Annotated in this window: 13 protein-coding genes; 6 read left to right on the plus strand and 7 right to left on the minus strand. The window is 39.0% G+C overall.

Going from position 1 to position 16020, the window contains the following annotated elements; all coding sequences use genetic code 11:
• The first annotated feature begins 3 nt into the window (after positions 1-3).
• The 4 genes from CPS_RS20665 to CPS_RS20680 are packed head-to-tail and all read left to right on the plus strand — an operon-like array spanning position 4 to position 3055.
• A complete protein-coding gene (locus CPS_RS20665) occupies positions 4-852 on the plus strand; it encodes a VOC family protein (protein ID WP_011045333.1) in 849 nt (282 codons plus the stop codon).
• Positions 852-1079 carry a hypothetical protein gene (locus CPS_RS20670; protein ID WP_011045334.1) on the plus strand — a complete coding sequence of 76 codons (228 nt, stop codon included), beginning with the start codon at positions 852-854 and terminating at the stop codon, positions 1077-1079. The genes CPS_RS20665 and CPS_RS20670 overlap by 1 nt, the downstream gene beginning before the upstream one ends.
• A gap of 60 nt (positions 1080-1139) precedes the next feature.
• The gene (locus tag CPS_RS20675) at positions 1140-1889 is read left to right on the plus strand and encodes a potassium channel family protein (RefSeq protein ID WP_011045335.1); all 750 of its coding nucleotides are present in this window, start codon (positions 1140-1142) and stop codon (positions 1887-1889) included.
• 53 nt (positions 1890-1942) lie between these two features.
• Complete coding sequence (locus CPS_RS20680; RefSeq protein WP_011045336.1) at positions 1943-3055, plus strand: AI-2E family transporter; 1113 nt, start codon at positions 1943-1945, stop codon at positions 3053-3055.
• A 205-nt stretch (positions 3056-3260) separates the two neighbouring features.
• Here CPS_RS20680 and CPS_RS20685 read toward each other — a convergent pair whose 3' ends face one another.
• Genes CPS_RS20685 through CPS_RS20700 form a run of 4 tightly spaced genes read right to left on the minus strand, consistent with a single transcriptional unit; the run spans position 3261 to position 8694 of the window.
• Positions 3261-5264: a glycoside hydrolase family 3 protein gene (locus CPS_RS20685; RefSeq protein ID WP_138140326.1), complete on the minus strand. Its 2004-nt coding sequence runs from the start codon at positions 5262-5264 to the stop codon at positions 3261-3263.
• Positions 5265-5276: 12 nt separating this feature from the next.
• Complete coding sequence (elbB, locus tag CPS_RS20690; RefSeq protein ID WP_011045338.1) at positions 5277-5933, minus strand: isoprenoid biosynthesis glyoxalase ElbB; 657 nt, start codon at positions 5931-5933, stop codon at positions 5277-5279.
• Between the two features lie 20 nt (positions 5934-5953).
• Positions 5954-7222, minus strand: coding sequence for a Bcr/CflA family efflux MFS transporter (locus tag CPS_RS20695; RefSeq protein WP_011045339.1), 1269 nt, complete (start codon positions 7220-7222; stop codon positions 5954-5956).
• Positions 7219-8694 carry a PLP-dependent aminotransferase family protein gene (locus tag CPS_RS20700; protein ID WP_041737157.1) on the minus strand — a complete coding sequence of 492 codons (1476 nt, stop codon included), beginning with the start codon at positions 8692-8694 and terminating at the stop codon, positions 7219-7221. The genes CPS_RS20695 and CPS_RS20700 overlap by 4 nt, the downstream gene beginning before the upstream one ends.
• Before the next feature lie 406 nt (positions 8695-9100).
• Here CPS_RS20700 and CPS_RS20705 point away from each other — a divergent pair, with 406 nt between their 5' ends.
• Together CPS_RS20705 and CPS_RS20710 are read left to right on the plus strand one after the other, a co-directional pair.
• Positions 9101-10030 (plus strand): DMT family transporter, encoded by a 930-nt coding sequence (locus tag CPS_RS20705; protein ID WP_011045341.1) that lies wholly within the window; start codon positions 9101-9103, stop codon positions 10028-10030.
• Between the two features lie 128 nt (positions 10031-10158).
• On the plus strand, positions 10159-11127 hold the full coding sequence (locus CPS_RS20710; protein ID WP_011045342.1) for a class 1 fructose-bisphosphatase: 969 nt from the start codon (positions 10159-10161) through the stop codon (positions 11125-11127).
• A gap of 246 nt (positions 11128-11373) precedes the next feature.
• Here the strand turns inward: CPS_RS20710 and CPS_RS20715 are convergent, their stop codons facing one another.
• From CPS_RS20715 to rnr, 3 genes are read right to left on the minus strand one after another with little or no spacing between them, the layout of a single operon-like run.
• A complete protein-coding gene (locus CPS_RS20715) occupies positions 11374-12663 on the minus strand; it encodes a YdgA family protein (protein WP_011045343.1) in 1290 nt (429 codons plus the stop codon).
• 47 nt (positions 12664-12710) lie between these two features.
• Positions 12711-13466: a 23S rRNA (guanosine(2251)-2'-O)-methyltransferase RlmB gene (gene rlmB / locus CPS_RS20720; protein WP_011045344.1), complete on the minus strand. Its 756-nt coding sequence runs from the start codon at positions 13464-13466 to the stop codon at positions 12711-12713.
• A gap of 45 nt (positions 13467-13511) precedes the next feature.
• Complete coding sequence (gene rnr / locus CPS_RS20725; protein ID WP_011045345.1) at positions 13512-15992, minus strand: ribonuclease R; 2481 nt, start codon at positions 15990-15992, stop codon at positions 13512-13514.
• Positions 15993-16020 lie beyond the last annotated feature (28 nt).

A 16020-nucleotide genomic window follows, 5' to 3' on the forward strand; every position in this document is an offset into this window, starting at 1 on the left:
AAGATGAAAAGGTTAAGCCAATTTTTAATACCACTATTGTTACCATTACTGTTAAATAGTTATGCTACGTCAGCAGCAGAAGTAGAAACAAGCGACCAAAAAATAGTAGAAAATCAGCACGGAAAATTAGTTTGGGCTGACCTATACACCGGAGATGTAGAAGCTTCACTTAAATTTTATCACGACACTTTTGGCTGGACAGTTAAAGAATTCGCTAAAGAGCAGGCAAAATATCATTTACTGTACGATAATGGCCAAGCCGTTGCCGGTGTACTTGAGCGTGATTCAAAGCGTAACAAAACGGATAATGCCTTATGGGTTGGCAGCATAGATACTGATAATGTTTCGAGTAGAAGTGCACTAGCCGCTAAAAACAATGCCACCATAATATTAGCTCCTCATGACTTTACCCTTTACGGTAAAAGATCGGTTTTAGCTGATCCACAAGGCGGCGTTATTGCCTTGCTTGAGTTAGATCTTACCAACAAAAATCATAAAAAAATAAGTAATAAGTGGGATTGGGCGCAATTGTTTAGTACCAATACCAAACAAGCTGCTTTGTTTTATCAAGACACTTTTGGTTATACTTTAGAGCCAATTAATGCCAAAAAAGAAAGCTTCTTTTTAATTCAAGCAGAAATGGTTCAAGCCAGTATTGTAAAGCTACCCGACTCATTTGAACAAAGAGATCGTTGGGTCAACTTTATTGAAGTTAACGACCTCTCCACTATATTATCAAAAGCCACAAGCAACGGCGCAACTATCATTTATCAACCAGAAAATAGAGGCTTAGCCATCATTGCTGATCCCAATGGCGCATTACTGGGTTTAACACAGCAGGAGAGTGAATAATGAAACAACTTAAAACCTTATTACTTACCGCTACTGTTGTTCTTAGTACCTTATTATTAACCGCCTGTGAGAATACCCATGTAAGTGGCTCTATGAGCTATGGTATGGGATATGGCGCTGGGTATCCGATGTACTATGGTAATGGTTATCATCGTCATACAAACGTTGTCGTTGTTAAACCAGCTAGAAATAACCGCTCTCGACCTACTAGAGCAAAGAGACGTTAGTCTAAATTGATTATTTGACCCATAGTTACGCATGACTGAAGAGAAACGCTTTTGAAAATAATGACACGCCAAGATAATTTTATTTATCTCACTTTTGCTTTAATTTTATTATTACTTGGCACGTCATTAGCTCAGCAGTTTTTTGAAGGTTCGGTGCAACGTTTAGTGCAATCTGCCACTATAGTGACGCTATTAGTTGCAGTTTGGGGAGTGGATTCAAAAGATTTCGTGCTGCGTAAAACCTTTATTTTTCCCATCGCTATTTTATTCTTTTCTTTTTTTAGTGCATGGCTTGATGATGCTGGCTTTGACCAAGTTTATTTACTGTTGCTGCTGAGTTTCTTTATCTCAAGCGCCCTTCGCACGGCTAAACAGGTATTATTTACCGGTGATATTGATGGTAATAAAATTTTAGGGGCCATTTGTTTGTATTTATTAATGGGGCTAATTTGGGCAACACTGTACACCTTAATACAACTAACTTTCCCTGGTTCATTTACTAACATCAACAGTAACAATGAATGGTTTACCTTATTCCCTGATTTTATCTATTTTTCTTTTGTTACTATTACGACCTTAGGATTTGGTGATATTTCGCCCATTTTACCTATTTCAAGATTTTTAGTTTATTTTGAAGCCATAGTTGGCCAGTTTTATTTAGCGATATTAGTGGCTAGTTTAGTGGGTTCACATATGAGTAATTTCGGTGCAAACCATAATTCACCTCAACATAATTCAGCTAATACAAGTTCAGATAAAAATAAGCGAATAAATAATTCACCTAATGACACCTCCAGTTCAGGTTCTTAGTACTAATCCACCAAGTAAACATAATAATAAGTTATTAACGTAAGGAAACTTCCATGAAAAACCAACAAGAGTTAACCAGTGATCAGGCATTTAACCGCCGGGTTATTGATATCGCCATTAAGCTTGCCGCCATGGCGATGATTATCCTATGGTGTTTTTCTATTATTAGGCCTTTCATATTAATTACCATTTGGGCTGCCATTTTAGCCGTTGCTTTATATCCTTTACATGAAAAACTTACTGCTGCACTTAAAGGTAATAAAAAACTCGCTTCAACCATTGTTGCCATTGTCGGGATATCAATTATCGCTATCCCTTCAATTAACCTTTCGTCTTCTGCTATTGATTCTGCCCAGCATGTCTATACAGGAATTGAAGAAGGTACTTTAAAAATACCAGCTGCTGATGAAAGCATTAAAGAATGGCCGCTAGTCGGTGAAAAGCTGTTCAATTTTTGGCAGGATGCTTCTCAAGATATTCAAAAAGTTGCCGGGCAATACCCTGAACAATTAAAATCACTTTCAAGCACTTTATTATCAGCAGTAGCTGGTATTGGTGGCGGTATATTACAGTTTATTGTTTCTTTAATTATTGCGGTAGTGTTTATGGCAAAGTCAGCCCCATTACATCAAGGTTTGAGTAAATTAATGCGCCGCTTGATGAATGACTTTGGCGATAGAACAATTAGTACCACTATTGCCACTATTCGAAGTGTCGCTACGGGTGTACTTGGCGTTGCCGTTATTCAATCACTCATGTCTGGTGTTGGCTTGATGATTGCTGATATTCCTGGCGCAGGTATTTGGGCAATTGCAGTTCTTATATTAGCTATCGCGCAATTACCACCCATTCTAATTTTAGGTCCTATTGCGGCGTATTATTTCTCTGTAGCGGACACCACTCCAGCCATCGCCTTTTTAATCTTTAGTATTATTGTTAGTGCTAGTGATGCTTTCTTAAAACCGCTATTTTTAGGACGCGGTATGAGTATTCCTATGTTAGTCATTTTACTTGGCGCTATTGGTGGCATGCTACTTTCAGGCATTATTGGCTTGTTTGTTGGTGCGGTAGTATTAGCCTTAGGTTATGAGTTAATGATGGATTGGTTAAGCCATACGCCAAAAAGTGAAGAAGACAATACTGAAGCTGAGCAAAGCGAATCTTAAGCATGATATAGCTAAGAGTTTACGCATAAGCTAGCGTGATTAATCACGCTATCAGTTAAATAAAAAAAGCGGCATAACCATCAATGGTTATGCCGCTTTTTTTCTATTTTTCTATTTTTCTATTTTTCTATTTTTACTTATTGATGATACTAATCTCGCTAAACAAATAACCCTTTTCAGGTGGTTTAAATATTAAATAACAGCCTTACCTTTTCAACGTTACAGGTAGTTTACCTAAAGCCTTTCTTTCATTGAAAACAACTGCCATGCTGGCATTAAACCCTGGGCTTATACTTTGCTGATTTTTACTCTCATAGATTCTATCGTCAAAGTTTAACAACACTGCATCGGCTAGTTCACTGTACTCATTTATTAAAAAGGGAGAACCTTTAGCAATAAGTATAGAAGGCTTTCCTAGCTTTCCCGCTAGCGTAAGTTGCTGTTTTAATAACGTTGCATAGGTCAGTTTTTTCTGTTGCTGAGCAGCACTACCATAACTTGGCGTTAAATCATCCATACCGCCTAAATCAACTAAACTGGCCGTTTTAATATCAACAGTAGCAATGACGACATCCGCTTCACTTAGCAGCGACTTCATTTGTTTATCCGACTCGGTATTACCGGCAATAAAGTGGCTAATGCTAATTTTTTCAACCTCACTTGCTGGCAATATTTGCGCTAATACCTTATTAGTCGCATAAGTTAACGCCACCAGTTCTTGCTGATTTGCGACAACAAAATGTATTCGTTTAATACCTGTTACAGTAAGAGGTAACAACTGGTTATTTTTCAATAATGTTACCGCGGCATTGGCAAGCGCTTGCTCTGTAATAATATGCTTTTCATTAGCAATAACAGCATTAACCGAGAGCAGTTGTTGTGCTACTGATTCATTGGCCACTTCAATATATTGTTTCTTATATCGGTTTAATCTCACTATCGATTGTTCAAACTCAGTTAACTGATATTCATTGTGCTCAATGCGTATTGCTAAGGCCTTGGCCACTGCTTTTATAAAGTTATAAAAATTGTCGATATCATTTGGTGTTCGAACCTTAAATGGCATCACGGCAAGATCTGCACCTGCCACAAAGGTTTCAACGACAGCTTCAATGTCAGTAAAAAAGTGAGTAACACCCGCCATATCAAGAGCATCCGTCGCAATAATGCCATCAAACTCCATCTCTTCTCTTAACAAGTTGGTTAATATTTTACGGGACATGGTCGCTGGGCGAATAAGTTTATCGCCACTTTTACTGATAAATAAACTGTTATCTAGGGCTGGAAACTGAATGTGAGCCGTCATTATCATCGCGGGTTTAGCGTGATCAATAGCCCAAGCAAAAGGTGCAAGATCCACCTTATCTATAGTCGCTCTGTCATGATCAACTCGTGGTAAACCTAAGTGACTATCAACGTGCGTATCACCATGACCAGGAAAATGCTTCAAGGTTGCCATCACGCCTTGTGCTTGAATGGCTGTTACCGCACTAGCACCAAGTTCGGCTACTTGGACAGCGGACTCGCCAAAAGAGCGCGTATTAATCACCGGGTTGTCAACATTGGTATTTACATCAACGACAGGGGCATAATTATTATTGATACCTAAGGCTTTTAGTTCTTTAGCAATAACTGCATTAACTTGCGTAGCAAAGTGAGTACCATGCTCAGGATAGCTAGCGCCAATAGCCATATTTCCAGCAAAGCCAGTCATTTTAGCAAAGCGAGCTACTCGACCGCCCTCTTGGTCTATTGAGATAATCAAGGGGTTTCCTTGTTCTGACTTTAATGCCGCGGCTTGAATATCATGGGTTAGCTTCACCACTTGCGCTATCTCTTGCACATTTTCAGCGAATAATACGATACCACCGACATTACTTGTGCTTATCATCTGCGCAAGTTCTTTGGGTAGCTCAGTCACTACTTGTCGGCAATGTTTTGATGTTGGCACACTGGCCTTACCATCTATATCAGAACAAAAGTATCGAATATCGAGCGACATTCTTTGTGCAACTTTTCGCTCAAATGGAGTGAATGTATTAGTACTAGTGGAGTTATGGGTCATATTTTTTTCTGTTGCCTGACTTTGACAAGCGCTAAGCGCAATTGAAACTATCATTATTAGCGCACTTGGCACTAAGTAAGTTCGCTTATTACTCGATAATTTATCGAGGAAAGTACTCGGTAAGTGGCTCGATCGATTATCCATCAAAGACAAAACCTACTTACTAAAAGCAAGAACATATTTTACTAGTTTATTGATACCCACTGCCGCTTCACTGATCGATTCAGCAAGCATATAGGCTGGTGTTGTCACAATTTTATGTGCTTCATCCACAACTACGTCAGTAACATCACAATCAATATGCGTTAAACCTTTGGCTGAAATTAATTTCGCCGTTGCGTTATCTTTGCCAATAGTGCCTTTTACGCCTGCGGGATAAATAAGCGGTAATAAAGCAGGAGCAATACACATAAAGCCTGCTGGTTTTTCTACTTTGGCAAAAGCTTTAGCTGCGGTTAATACTTGTTCGTTAACACTATAATTATCGTTGTCTAACGCAAAACTACTTAAGTTCTTTGCTGCGCCAAAACCACCGACAAATATGATGGCATCAAATTCTTTTTCATTCAGTTCTATTAAATCTTCTACATCGCCACGACCAATACGCGCGGCTTCAACAAGTACATTACGGCTTTCCTCTTCGCTCACTTCACCCGTGAGATGATTAATAACATGGTGCTGAGCTATATTAGGTGCAAAGCAGCGATAAGTGGCGCCTTGCTGAGCTATCGCTAATAACGTAATGACTGCTTCTTGAATTTCACTGCCATCATAAACACCACAACCACTTAGAATAACTGCTATATTTTTCATATTTAATCCTTTCTTTTTAACTATTTTTTATTGTTAAACCATATCATTAGCTGACAGCTTAATACTACCAAGACAGCAAAGAACATTAACAAAGCAAATGGCTTTGCACTGCCATCATAAAAGAAGGCTAAAATGGGTCCTGCTAACGCGCCTATTCCCCAACGAAGGGTACCAATAACCGCTGTTACTGTCCCTGAATGCGCAGGAAATTTAGTTAAAATTAAAGCATCGCTATTTACCGCTATCATGGAAATACTCCCCATAAGTGGAAAAATAGCCACAACGGTATAAATTAACGGTAATGCCAAAACATTTACCAACATCAGGGCCGTTGCTGCCATTGTTGCTAGCGTTAAACCAAAACGCAACATCGTCCTTGAACCTTTACGCACCACAAAACGTGTATTAGTAAAATGCGCCGTCATCAACGCTAATATATTTAAGGCAAACAACAAACTAAAAGTATATTCTGATACTTCAAAGATGGTTAAATAGACAAAAGGAATTGCGGTAATATAAGCAAAAAACGCCAGTGCTATCATCATTGATGAAATAATATCTAGTCGTGCTTCAGCATTGCTTAACACTATTTTATAGCGCTGAATAAAGCTCATCTCAACTTTTTTAACTACTGGCCCTTCTGGCAAGGTCACATCGCTTGCATTAGGTAAATAGTAGCTAACCAATACCAGCACAATGAGGCTGTAAGCGGCTAATACATAAAAGATAAGTTGCCAGCTATGTGCCAGTAACAGCACACTGCCTATGCTCGGCGCTATCATAGGCGCTAACATCATAATCATGCTGACATACGAAAGCCCTTTCGCAGTATCTTTACCGTAATATTCACGCACGGCCCCCGGAACAACTACGGTGGCGGCACTGCTGACAAAGGCTTGAAAAAATCTAACGGTAAGAAATTGCTCTATATTGCTCACAAAAGGTAATAATAAGCTGGCAATAAAAAAACCACCGATGCCCAACAAAACAAGATTCCGACGTGGGTGTTTATCTGCCATAGGACCAAACAATATTAAACCGAGCGCATAACCCAACAAATAAATGCTTAAGCTATTTTGCACCATGCTCATGGGTGTATTTAAATGCTCAGCTAACGTTGGCATAGCGGGTAAATACATATCTACCGCTAAGGGAGAAACCGCTAATATTGAAGCTAATAAAGGTAATAACAACTTTAAAGAGACTTTAAGCTGCGCTGAAGGTGTCAACGTATCGCCATGCTTTATTACTGCGTTATTACTTGATGTATTATTGTTTGTCGCTGTCATTGTTTTTCCATCAATTGTGCTGTTTTTTGCTTGCTGGTATATTCGTATACCAATTGACCTAATACCTTAACGGCCGTTTCAACATCCTCCCCCCATTGCACGCCATAACTCACTCGCATGTAATTTTGATACTTTCCTGATGGAGAAAAAATTGCTCCAGGGGCAAAACTAACCCCTTGTGTTAGCGCCTGTTGAAAAAATTCACCCGTTTTTACATGTGACTGACAGCGCAGCCAAAGCACACTGCCCCCTAAAGGTTTTGAAATACAGACTTCTGGCGGGAAATGTTCGGCAATTAATGCTCGCATTCGCTCACAATTGTATGCCAGCGTCTTTCGTAATACACAAAGGTGGCGGTCATAATCGCCGCTCAGTAAGTATTCATTTAAGGTCCATTGCTGCAACATAGGTGTCGAGGCCGATTGTGCCCGCTTAATTCGTTTTGCTTGCTCTTCGAACTTACCCGGTAATAACCAGCCAATACGATAACCTGGTGCTGCTGTTTTGGAAAAGGAAGAACAGGTCATCACTAATCCTTTTTCAGAATACAACTGAGCAGGTTTTGGCTTGTTATCAGTAAAGTATATCTCGCTATAAACTTCATCTTCAATCAATGGAATATCATGTTGCTCTAATAGAGAAACCATCGCTTGACGTTGTTCATCAGTTTTCATCGAACCTAATGGGTTGTTTATCGCCGTTGAAAACAAACAAGCAGTGATATCATGCTGATTAATAGCCTCAGCTAAATCTTCGACACAAACACCGTCTTCTGTACAGGTATAAACTTCAAGTGCTTTCATACCTAATGTTTCAATCAATTCAATCATGCCGAAAAAGCACGGAGATTCAATAGCAATAATATCACCACGTTTCGCTACACATTGCAGGGCAATGGAGAGTGCTTCTTGCGCGCCATTGGTGATGACAATATCATCAGGATTTGTCTCGACACCTTGGTCTTGATAACGAAATGCCAGCTGCATGCGTAATTTAGCATCGCCCGTTACTGGGCCATAACTTACTGCCTTTTCTGAGACTTTACTTAAGACTGAGCGCATTAATCTGGCAAGCGCTTTATCAGGCGGATGTGCTTGAATAGGATTTGAAATTCCAAGGGCAACAGTATTAGGTAAGTGCACCGCCGCATGGACTTGTTCAATCATACTGCGACCTTGCACTTCCACCGGATCACACTGAGCCCATTTTGCCGGTCTTGGTTTAAGCGTTCGTGCTTGCATTGCCTGTAAATAATAGCCCGATTGTGGCTTGGCACAGACTTGTCCTTGTCGTTCTAATTCAATATAAGCTTGCTTAACCGTTGGTACACTTATATCAAACTGGCGACTTAGTTTGCGTAAACTAGGTAACTTATCACCTGGGTGTAACGCACCTATTTTCTTTTGATGTTCAATAAAATCAATTACTTGTTGATACAAATATGCCGAGGAGCTTTTATCTAATAATTTCATTTATTTCTCAGAGTAAGTGCCTTGATTAACAACGCCAACTGTATAGGTTACATTTTCATAATTTTGTATATGTTATTAAATCAAATTATCCTTACAATGTCACGCTTATCCTATATACCCGATCCACTTGAAGATGCACGATTCAGCTGGAATTAGAAACGCCTTTAGGCAAGGCATTGATTGAAGAGAATAGTTATTCTATTGTCGAAATCAATAACGCAGCATAAAGCGTTTCTAAACCAGCCCCTTGGGGAGGACTGAGCAAATCATACTCTGCGTTACATTTCTTTTTAAGGGATTGACCTTAATAAAAAAATGCGCCTTGAATATGAATCGCTCAGACTTCCTGAAACGAGCATCTTCAAGTGGAACGGGTATAAGTCCTACTCATGGAGTGACAAAATTTATGAACAATACGCTTTTATACGTAATTACCGTCCTAATATGGGGATCGACTTGGATAGCTATTAATTACCAATTAGGTGAAGTCGCTGCTGAAGTATCGATTGTTTATCGATTTGGCTTAGCAGCTTTATGTATGTTCGCTTATTGTCGCTTCAAGAAATTACCGCTGAAGTTTTCAGCCAAACAACACCTGCAACTATCCGCTTTTGGTTTAACCCTGTTTGGCTTTAATTATTATTTACTGTATAACGCACAAGCTCATATTAATTCAGCATTGACCAGCATTGCATTTTCCACTTTGATGATGATTAATATTCTTAATGCACGTGTTTGGTTTAAAACTCGCATTTCGAGCCGAGTTTATTACGGTGGCGCACTTGGCTTAATGGGTATTGTTACCTTGTTTTGGCCACAAATAAGTAATGTGCATTTTGGTGATAGTACTTTATTGGGCTTAGGCTTGTGCTTAATTGGCGTGGTGTTCGCCTCTACCGGTAATATGATTTCGATTAAGAATCAGCACGACAATATGCCAGTACTACCTGCCACGGCATGGGGCATGATGTACGGCAGTCTATTTATGTTTGTTGTTGCGCTTGTTCAGGGTCAAACCTTTAACTTTTCTTATACTTTCGAGTACATCAGCTCATTGTTGTACTTATCAATATTTGGTTCGGTTATTGCTTTTGGTTGTTATTTAACATTATTGGCTCGTATCGGTGCACATAAGGCCTCTTATGCCACGATTATGTTTCCCGCAGTCGCTGTGGTTATCTCAAGCTTTTTCGAAGGTTTTATCTGGGATAGTTATACCTTTATTGGCTTAAGTTTGATGTTAGCAGGTAACTTAGTGGTACTCGCCAAACCAGGTATGCTAAAACGTTTCAACTCTACGAGTTTAAAACAGGTTAGCTGTAGCGATGCAAAATAATTTTGCTTAAATTAATCGTGTTTTCCATGTTAAAGCAAAGCACAAACTTGCTATAATAATGGCAGACTGATTAACAAGTAAACTAATTCAAACTTAGCCAACCACTTTAAAGTAACTTAGGTAACCTAATGCAACGACTAGCCCCAGCTTTACGTCAAGACAATGTACCTCTTGATTTAATTTCATTAATAAAAACTATTTTAGCTGCCACAAAAGAAATTTCGTTTCGTGTTAGCCAAGGTCACTTAGGTGACGTGATGGGCTCAACCCTTGATGAGAACATTCAAGGCGAAGTTCAGAAACAATTAGATGTTGTTGCCAATGAATTATTCAAAGATATTTTACTTGAATCTGGTTTTGTTAAAGCGATTTCATCAGAAGAAGAAGATCACTCAGTTGCTGGTGATGAAAATGGCAAATATATTGTTTCTTTTGATCCCCTCGATGGTAGTTCTAACATAGACATCAATTCATTGATTGGGACTATTTTTTCTATTCATGAAGCACCTAAAGATATTGCCGCTGGTGATGATGACATGTTTAAGCAAGCCGGTGACAAGCAAGTATGTGCTGGTTATGTGCTTTATGGTCCATCAACGATGTTAGTGATGACTACAGGTAGCGGTACCCATTTTTATGTATTAGACAGAACCCATGGCGGTTTCTTATTAGTAGAACGAAATGTACAAGTTCCTGCTGATACACAAGAGTTTGCCGTCAATATGTCTAACCAGCGTTTTTGGCAAGCACCTATGCAAAATTACATCAGTGATTTACTTGCTGGTGATACCGGTCCACGTGAGAAAAACTTCAATATGCGTTGGATAGCGGCCATGGTTGGTGATATTCATCGTGTTTTATGTCGCGGTGGTATTTTCACATACCCTGCTGATAGTAGAAAACCTGAGCAACCATACAAACTACGTTTAATGTATGAAGCTAACCCAATGGCGTTTTTACTTGAACAAGCGGGTGGTTTAGCAATGACCAGTGAAGGGCGCATTATGGATATAGAACCAAATAGTATCCATCAACGTGTTGAAGTTATTATGGGTTCTAAGAATGAAGTTGAGAAATGCTTAAGCTACTATAATTAATACCAATCTCACTAACTAGGTGATCATTTCTACTGGTTAAAATAACCAACTACTTCGTTATTTATTTAATAATTAGGATAACTAGTTATTAAAATAAATGCCTTGTACTTGGTAATTTTTTCTGCGTATAAAGTAGGTCACCTAATTAATAAAACTGGTATAAGCTAAACAAGTTTAAAAAATTAGATTAATAAAAAAGGCTTATTGTTTAAAACAATAAGCCTTTTTTATATTTGGTTATGAAAGCTATAACTGAAAGGCTTTTCCATTAACCGTTAGTTGACTTTGGACATATTTGGCTTCAACCGTTATTTCGTTATTGTGGCGGTTCAAATAACCTTGTTCTACAAAATTATCCACCATAGGAGCCATACCTAATTTACTTAGGAATGCCATAGGTGCTTTACCTTTAGCATCGGCTTCTAAAGCCTTAATTAAGGCCATTGAATTCAAATTAGCACTATCAAATAAATCTTTGTTGATGTTGAAGTTAAATTCAGTTGCCACTTTACCTTCTTCGGTAACAACACTTAAATCTGTTATTTTCAAGTTAGGATCTTTAGCGAGTATTTTTTCTGCTACTGCTGATAGCACTTTTAGGCTTTCTTCAGTGTCATATTCACCTGAAGCATTAACCGACAAATTTGCCATAGCCGTGTTTAATTCTTGCAAAGCATGGACATCAATATTAGCTAACAGTACCGCTACGTTGGGCTCTTTAAAATATTGTCCTGAAGCACTAATTTCTTTGGCTTGATAGTTCAACGCAAGCGCTAATAAATCATTATCTAATGAAACCTCGCTCGTTAAGGTTGCTCCATCTAAAGAAAAAACTTTACTGTTATCGTTATAAACACTAATCCCTGTAACGGTAAAGATGGCATCACCAGTTAAGATGGCCGTTCCCGCAAGATAATCACCGCTAACAACTTTTTGCTTAGTCGACATACCAACGTCACCAATAACAAGGCGTTCATCCTGTCCTTTAACATCGAGACCTCCCCAAGAAAAATCACCAATGATGTGTTCATTATTAATTAAGGTAAATTGGGCAAAAGATGGCTCAGATACAATCACGCTATCAGTATCTTGATAACTTATTTTATCAGTATTAATGAAGGTGGTAACATCTTTACTAAAGCCCAGTAGTGCACCGACATGCAGCTTTTCGTTAATAATATCAACTATACGTTCATCTACCCCAAGCGCTGCAAACTTAAATTTCGCCGTTGAATAGCCTAAACCAAAATACCAATTTTTATCCGTAATTATGACAGGACCAAAAGAGATGTCTTCTTCTACGGTAATAGTCACCTCATTGAGGTTATTATCTTCCAAGGCTATTTTCATTTCTGAGACGACATCAGCACCGAACCAACCACCGCTATATTGGCTGGTTGTTAAGGTGATACCATCCGTTTCATTAAGTTTTACAAGTACTCGTTGACGTTCTGTTTCAACCATAGCGCCAATAAATTTTGGCGCAATTAGCAAACTAGCTAGGATTAAAACTATAGTGATATATATTTTTTTCATTATTAAAATTCCTTTTTAAAATAATTTTTAAGTTCAATTATCTATTGTCAAATTGAACGTTGGCGTACCATTTCAAACAAACAGATGCCTGTTGCCACTGATACGTTCAAACTAGAAACAGTACCTGCCATAGGAAGCTTCACTAGTTGATCACAGTTTTCACGGGTTAATCTGCGCATCCCTTTACCTTCGGCGCCCATAACAAGTGCCATAGGTCCAGAAAGTTTTACATCATACAAACAGGTATCTGTCTCTCCTGCGGTACCAACAATCCATACACCTTGCTTTTGCAACTGCTTCATCGTTCTTGATAAATTAGTTACTTGTACTAAAGGTACACTTTCAACTGCCCCTACCGCAACTTTTCGAACGGTAGGCGTAATTTGTGCTGCATTATCTTTGGGCACAATTATCGCTTGTACGCCTGCAGCATCAGCATTACGTAGACAAGCACCTAGATTATGAGGATCGGTGACACCGTCTAAAATAAGAAAAAATGGTGCGATTGATTTTTTTTCTGCAGCAAGAATGATGTCATCAATATCATTTTCTGTATAACTTTTCCCAGGTCTTACACGGGCAATTACGCCTTGGTGTTGCTCACCTTCACTTTTTTCATCAAGCGCTTTACGACTCGCCAATTGTGTCCCGATACCGTATTTTCTTGATAAATTAATGATTGGCATTATGCGATCATCTTCACGACCTTTTAATAACCATATTTCAATAAAACGCTCGGGAGCTGCGTTAATTAAGGCATTAACTGCATGAATACCAAAAACTAACTCTTCATTTTTCGCCATGATCTTTCTCTATTTATGTAAACAACGAGGCTAATAAGCTATTGCCTAAGCCTTATTTTCCGAACTTTTACGGGCATTTTTTCCTGGGCGTTTTTTACGTGCACTGCGTTTTTTTGCTTTGCTTTTTTCTTTTGGCTTGTCTTTAGATTTGTCTTTAGATTTGTCTTTTGAACCACCTTTAGACTTGCTTTTAGGTTTATCACTCTTAGCTGTAGTTGCTTGAGTTCCAGTCTTAGCTTCTGGTTTATTCTCAGCTGACTTTGACGTTGAACGTCTAGAGCTTTTACCTTTCGACTTGCCTTTAGGTTTGCCTTGGCTTTCTTCAGCTTCAGAGCCTTCAAGTCGTAAGTCTATTTTCTTTTCGTCAAGGTTTACCGCGGCAACTTGTACCCGAATTTCATCACCAACACGGTACTTTTTGCCACTATTCTCACCGGATAGGCACATACGTACATCATCAAAATGATAGAAATCACGACCAAGAGAAGTGATATGAACTAAACCTTCAATATGTAAATCTTGTAAGCGAACAAACATACCAAAGTTAGTTACTGTTGAAATAACACCGGTAAAGTTATCACCAACATGGTCTTGCATAAACTCACATTTGAGCCAATCAGCAACATCGCGAGTTGCTTCATCAGCGCGTCTCTCTGTCATAGAACAATGCTCACCCAGCTCTATAACTTCCTCTAAAGAATATTCATAGTTACCTTCGTTGGCAGCATTTTTCGCTTCTTTTTCTAAAATAGCTTTGATCACTCGATGCACCACTAAATCAGGATAGCGACGAATAGGTGAGGTGAAATGACTATAAGAGGGTAGTGCTAAACCAAAATGGCCTTCATTGTCACTTTGATAGACAGCTTGGCGCATTGAGCGTAACAACATGGTTTGAATAAGCTCTTGGTCAGGTCGACCTGCAACTTTCGCTAAAATATCACCGTAATCTCTTGGTTCCGGTGCTTCTTTTGACGGCAGAGATAAACCAAGTTCATTTAAATAGGTAACAAAGTTACGGTACTTATCTTCGCTAGGTTTATCATGAACACGGAACAAACCTGGCTTTTCATGTTTTTCTATAAATTTGGCTGTCGCAACATTGGCCATAATCATACATTCTTCAATGATTTTATGGGCATCATTGCGAATAAGCGCTTCGACACTGGCAATTTTTTTATCTTCATTGAAGATAAAAATAGATTCTTGCGTTTCAAAAGCGATAGCGCCACGTTTAAGACGAGCATCTGTTAGCGCGTGATACATATGTTCAAGATTTTTTAAATCAGGCACTAAGGTTTGGTATTCTTGACAAAGCGCTTCATCACCGTCGAGAATCGCAGCGACTTTGGTGTAAGTAAAACGAGCATGAGAACGCATTACTGCGGGATAGAACTTACTACCTGATAGTTTTCCGGTAGCACTGATGGTCATTTCACACACCATACATAAGCGATCTACGTCGGGGTTGAGTGAACACAAACCATTAGAAAGTTTCTCTGGCAACATAGGGATAACTTGACTAGGAAAATACACTGAGTTACCACGTGATATCGCTTCATCGTCTAACGCCGTGCCGTGCTGAACGTAATAACTTACGTCAGCAATTGCCACCCATAAACGCCAACCACCTGATTTTTTTGGTTCACAATAAACAGCATCATCAAAATCTCTAGCATCATCGCCATCGATAGTAACCAAAGGTAAGTCACGTAAGTCTTTACGTGGTAATTTAGATGACTCTTCAACTTCATCAGCAATACTAGCCACTTCAGCTTGTACTGCGTGAGGAAATTGATGGGGTAAGTCATGGGCGCGCAAGGCTATCTCTATTTCCATCCCAGGAGCGAGGTGATCTCCTAAAACTTCAATCACTTTACCAATAGCATGAGAACGTTTAGTCGGCCTTTGAACTAATTCAACGACGACCATTTGCCCGTGTCTAGCACCCATTTTAGTTTGTGGATCAATCAATACTTCTTGTTTGATTTTACTGTCTTCTGACACAACAGAGCAAACATGATGATCAATATATAATCGACCAACGATAGGTGCTTTCCTTGGTTCTATAACTTCCAGTATCTTGACTTCTTTTCGACCTTTACGATCGGTACGGTCAACCAAAATGGCTTGCACGATATCACCATGAAAGACACGCTGCATTTCGTGGGAGGAAATATAGAAATCTTTACCTCTTTTATCGGTAATAGATGAATCATCAGGAGAAAAGAAACCAAAACCGTCACGATGGCCAATAACTTTGCCGCTAAGCAGGCTATTTTTTTCCGGCAGTGCGTATTGTTTGAATTTATTAAAAATCAACTGACCACTGTTTTCCATCGCACGTAAACGACGCTTCAAACCAATAAGTTGATACTCTTCATCGTACTTTAGTGTTTTGACCAAGCTATTAAAACTTGGTGGCGGCGAGCATTTTTCGATGATTGATAGCAATAATTCGCGTGAGGCGACTGGCTTTTCATATTTTTTGGCTTCGCGTTTAGCGTGTGGATCGTTATAGGTCACTATAATGGGTCAATATTTAAGGATAACT

This window comes from Colwellia psychrerythraea 34H (genome assembly GCF_000012325.1).
Lineage (GTDB): Bacteria > Pseudomonadota > Gammaproteobacteria > Enterobacterales > Alteromonadaceae > Colwellia > Colwellia psychrerythraea_A.

What these genes read in the sequence shown, in the direction of transcription:
- CPS_RS20695 (WP_011045339.1), bottom strand. Translation starts at nt 7,222, where the DNA reads ATGACAGCGACAAACAATAATACATCAAGTAATAACGCAGTAATAAAG.
- CPS_RS20675 (WP_011045335.1), top strand. Translation starts at nt 1,140, where the DNA reads ATGACACGCCAAGATAATTTTATTTATCTCACTTTTGCTTTAATTTTA.
- CPS_RS20685 (WP_138140326.1), bottom strand. Translation starts at nt 5,264, where the DNA reads ATGGATAATCGATCGAGCCACTTACCGAGTACTTTCCTCGATAAATTA.
- CPS_RS20715 (WP_011045343.1), bottom strand. Translation starts at nt 12,663, where the DNA reads ATGAAAAAAATATATATCACTATAGTTTTAATCCTAGCTAGTTTGCTA.
- CPS_RS20705 (WP_011045341.1), top strand. Translation starts at nt 9,101, where the DNA reads ATGAACAATACGCTTTTATACGTAATTACCGTCCTAATATGGGGATCG.
- elbB (WP_011045338.1), bottom strand. Translation starts at nt 5,933, where the DNA reads ATGAAAAATATAGCAGTTATTCTAAGTGGTTGTGGTGTTTATGATGGC.
- CPS_RS20665 (WP_011045333.1), top strand. Translation starts at nt 4, where the DNA reads ATGAAAAGGTTAAGCCAATTTTTAATACCACTATTGTTACCATTACTG.
- CPS_RS20670 (WP_011045334.1), top strand. Translation starts at nt 852, where the DNA reads ATGAAACAACTTAAAACCTTATTACTTACCGCTACTGTTGTTCTTAGT.
- CPS_RS20680 (WP_011045336.1), top strand. Translation starts at nt 1,943, where the DNA reads ATGAAAAACCAACAAGAGTTAACCAGTGATCAGGCATTTAACCGCCGG.
- rlmB (WP_011045344.1), bottom strand. Translation starts at nt 13,466, where the DNA reads ATGGCGAAAAATGAAGAGTTAGTTTTTGGTATTCATGCAGTTAATGCC.
- CPS_RS20700 (WP_041737157.1), bottom strand. Translation starts at nt 8,694, where the DNA reads ATGAAATTATTAGATAAAAGCTCCTCGGCATATTTGTATCAACAAGTA.
- CPS_RS20710 (WP_011045342.1), top strand. Translation starts at nt 10,159, where the DNA reads ATGCAACGACTAGCCCCAGCTTTACGTCAAGACAATGTACCTCTTGAT.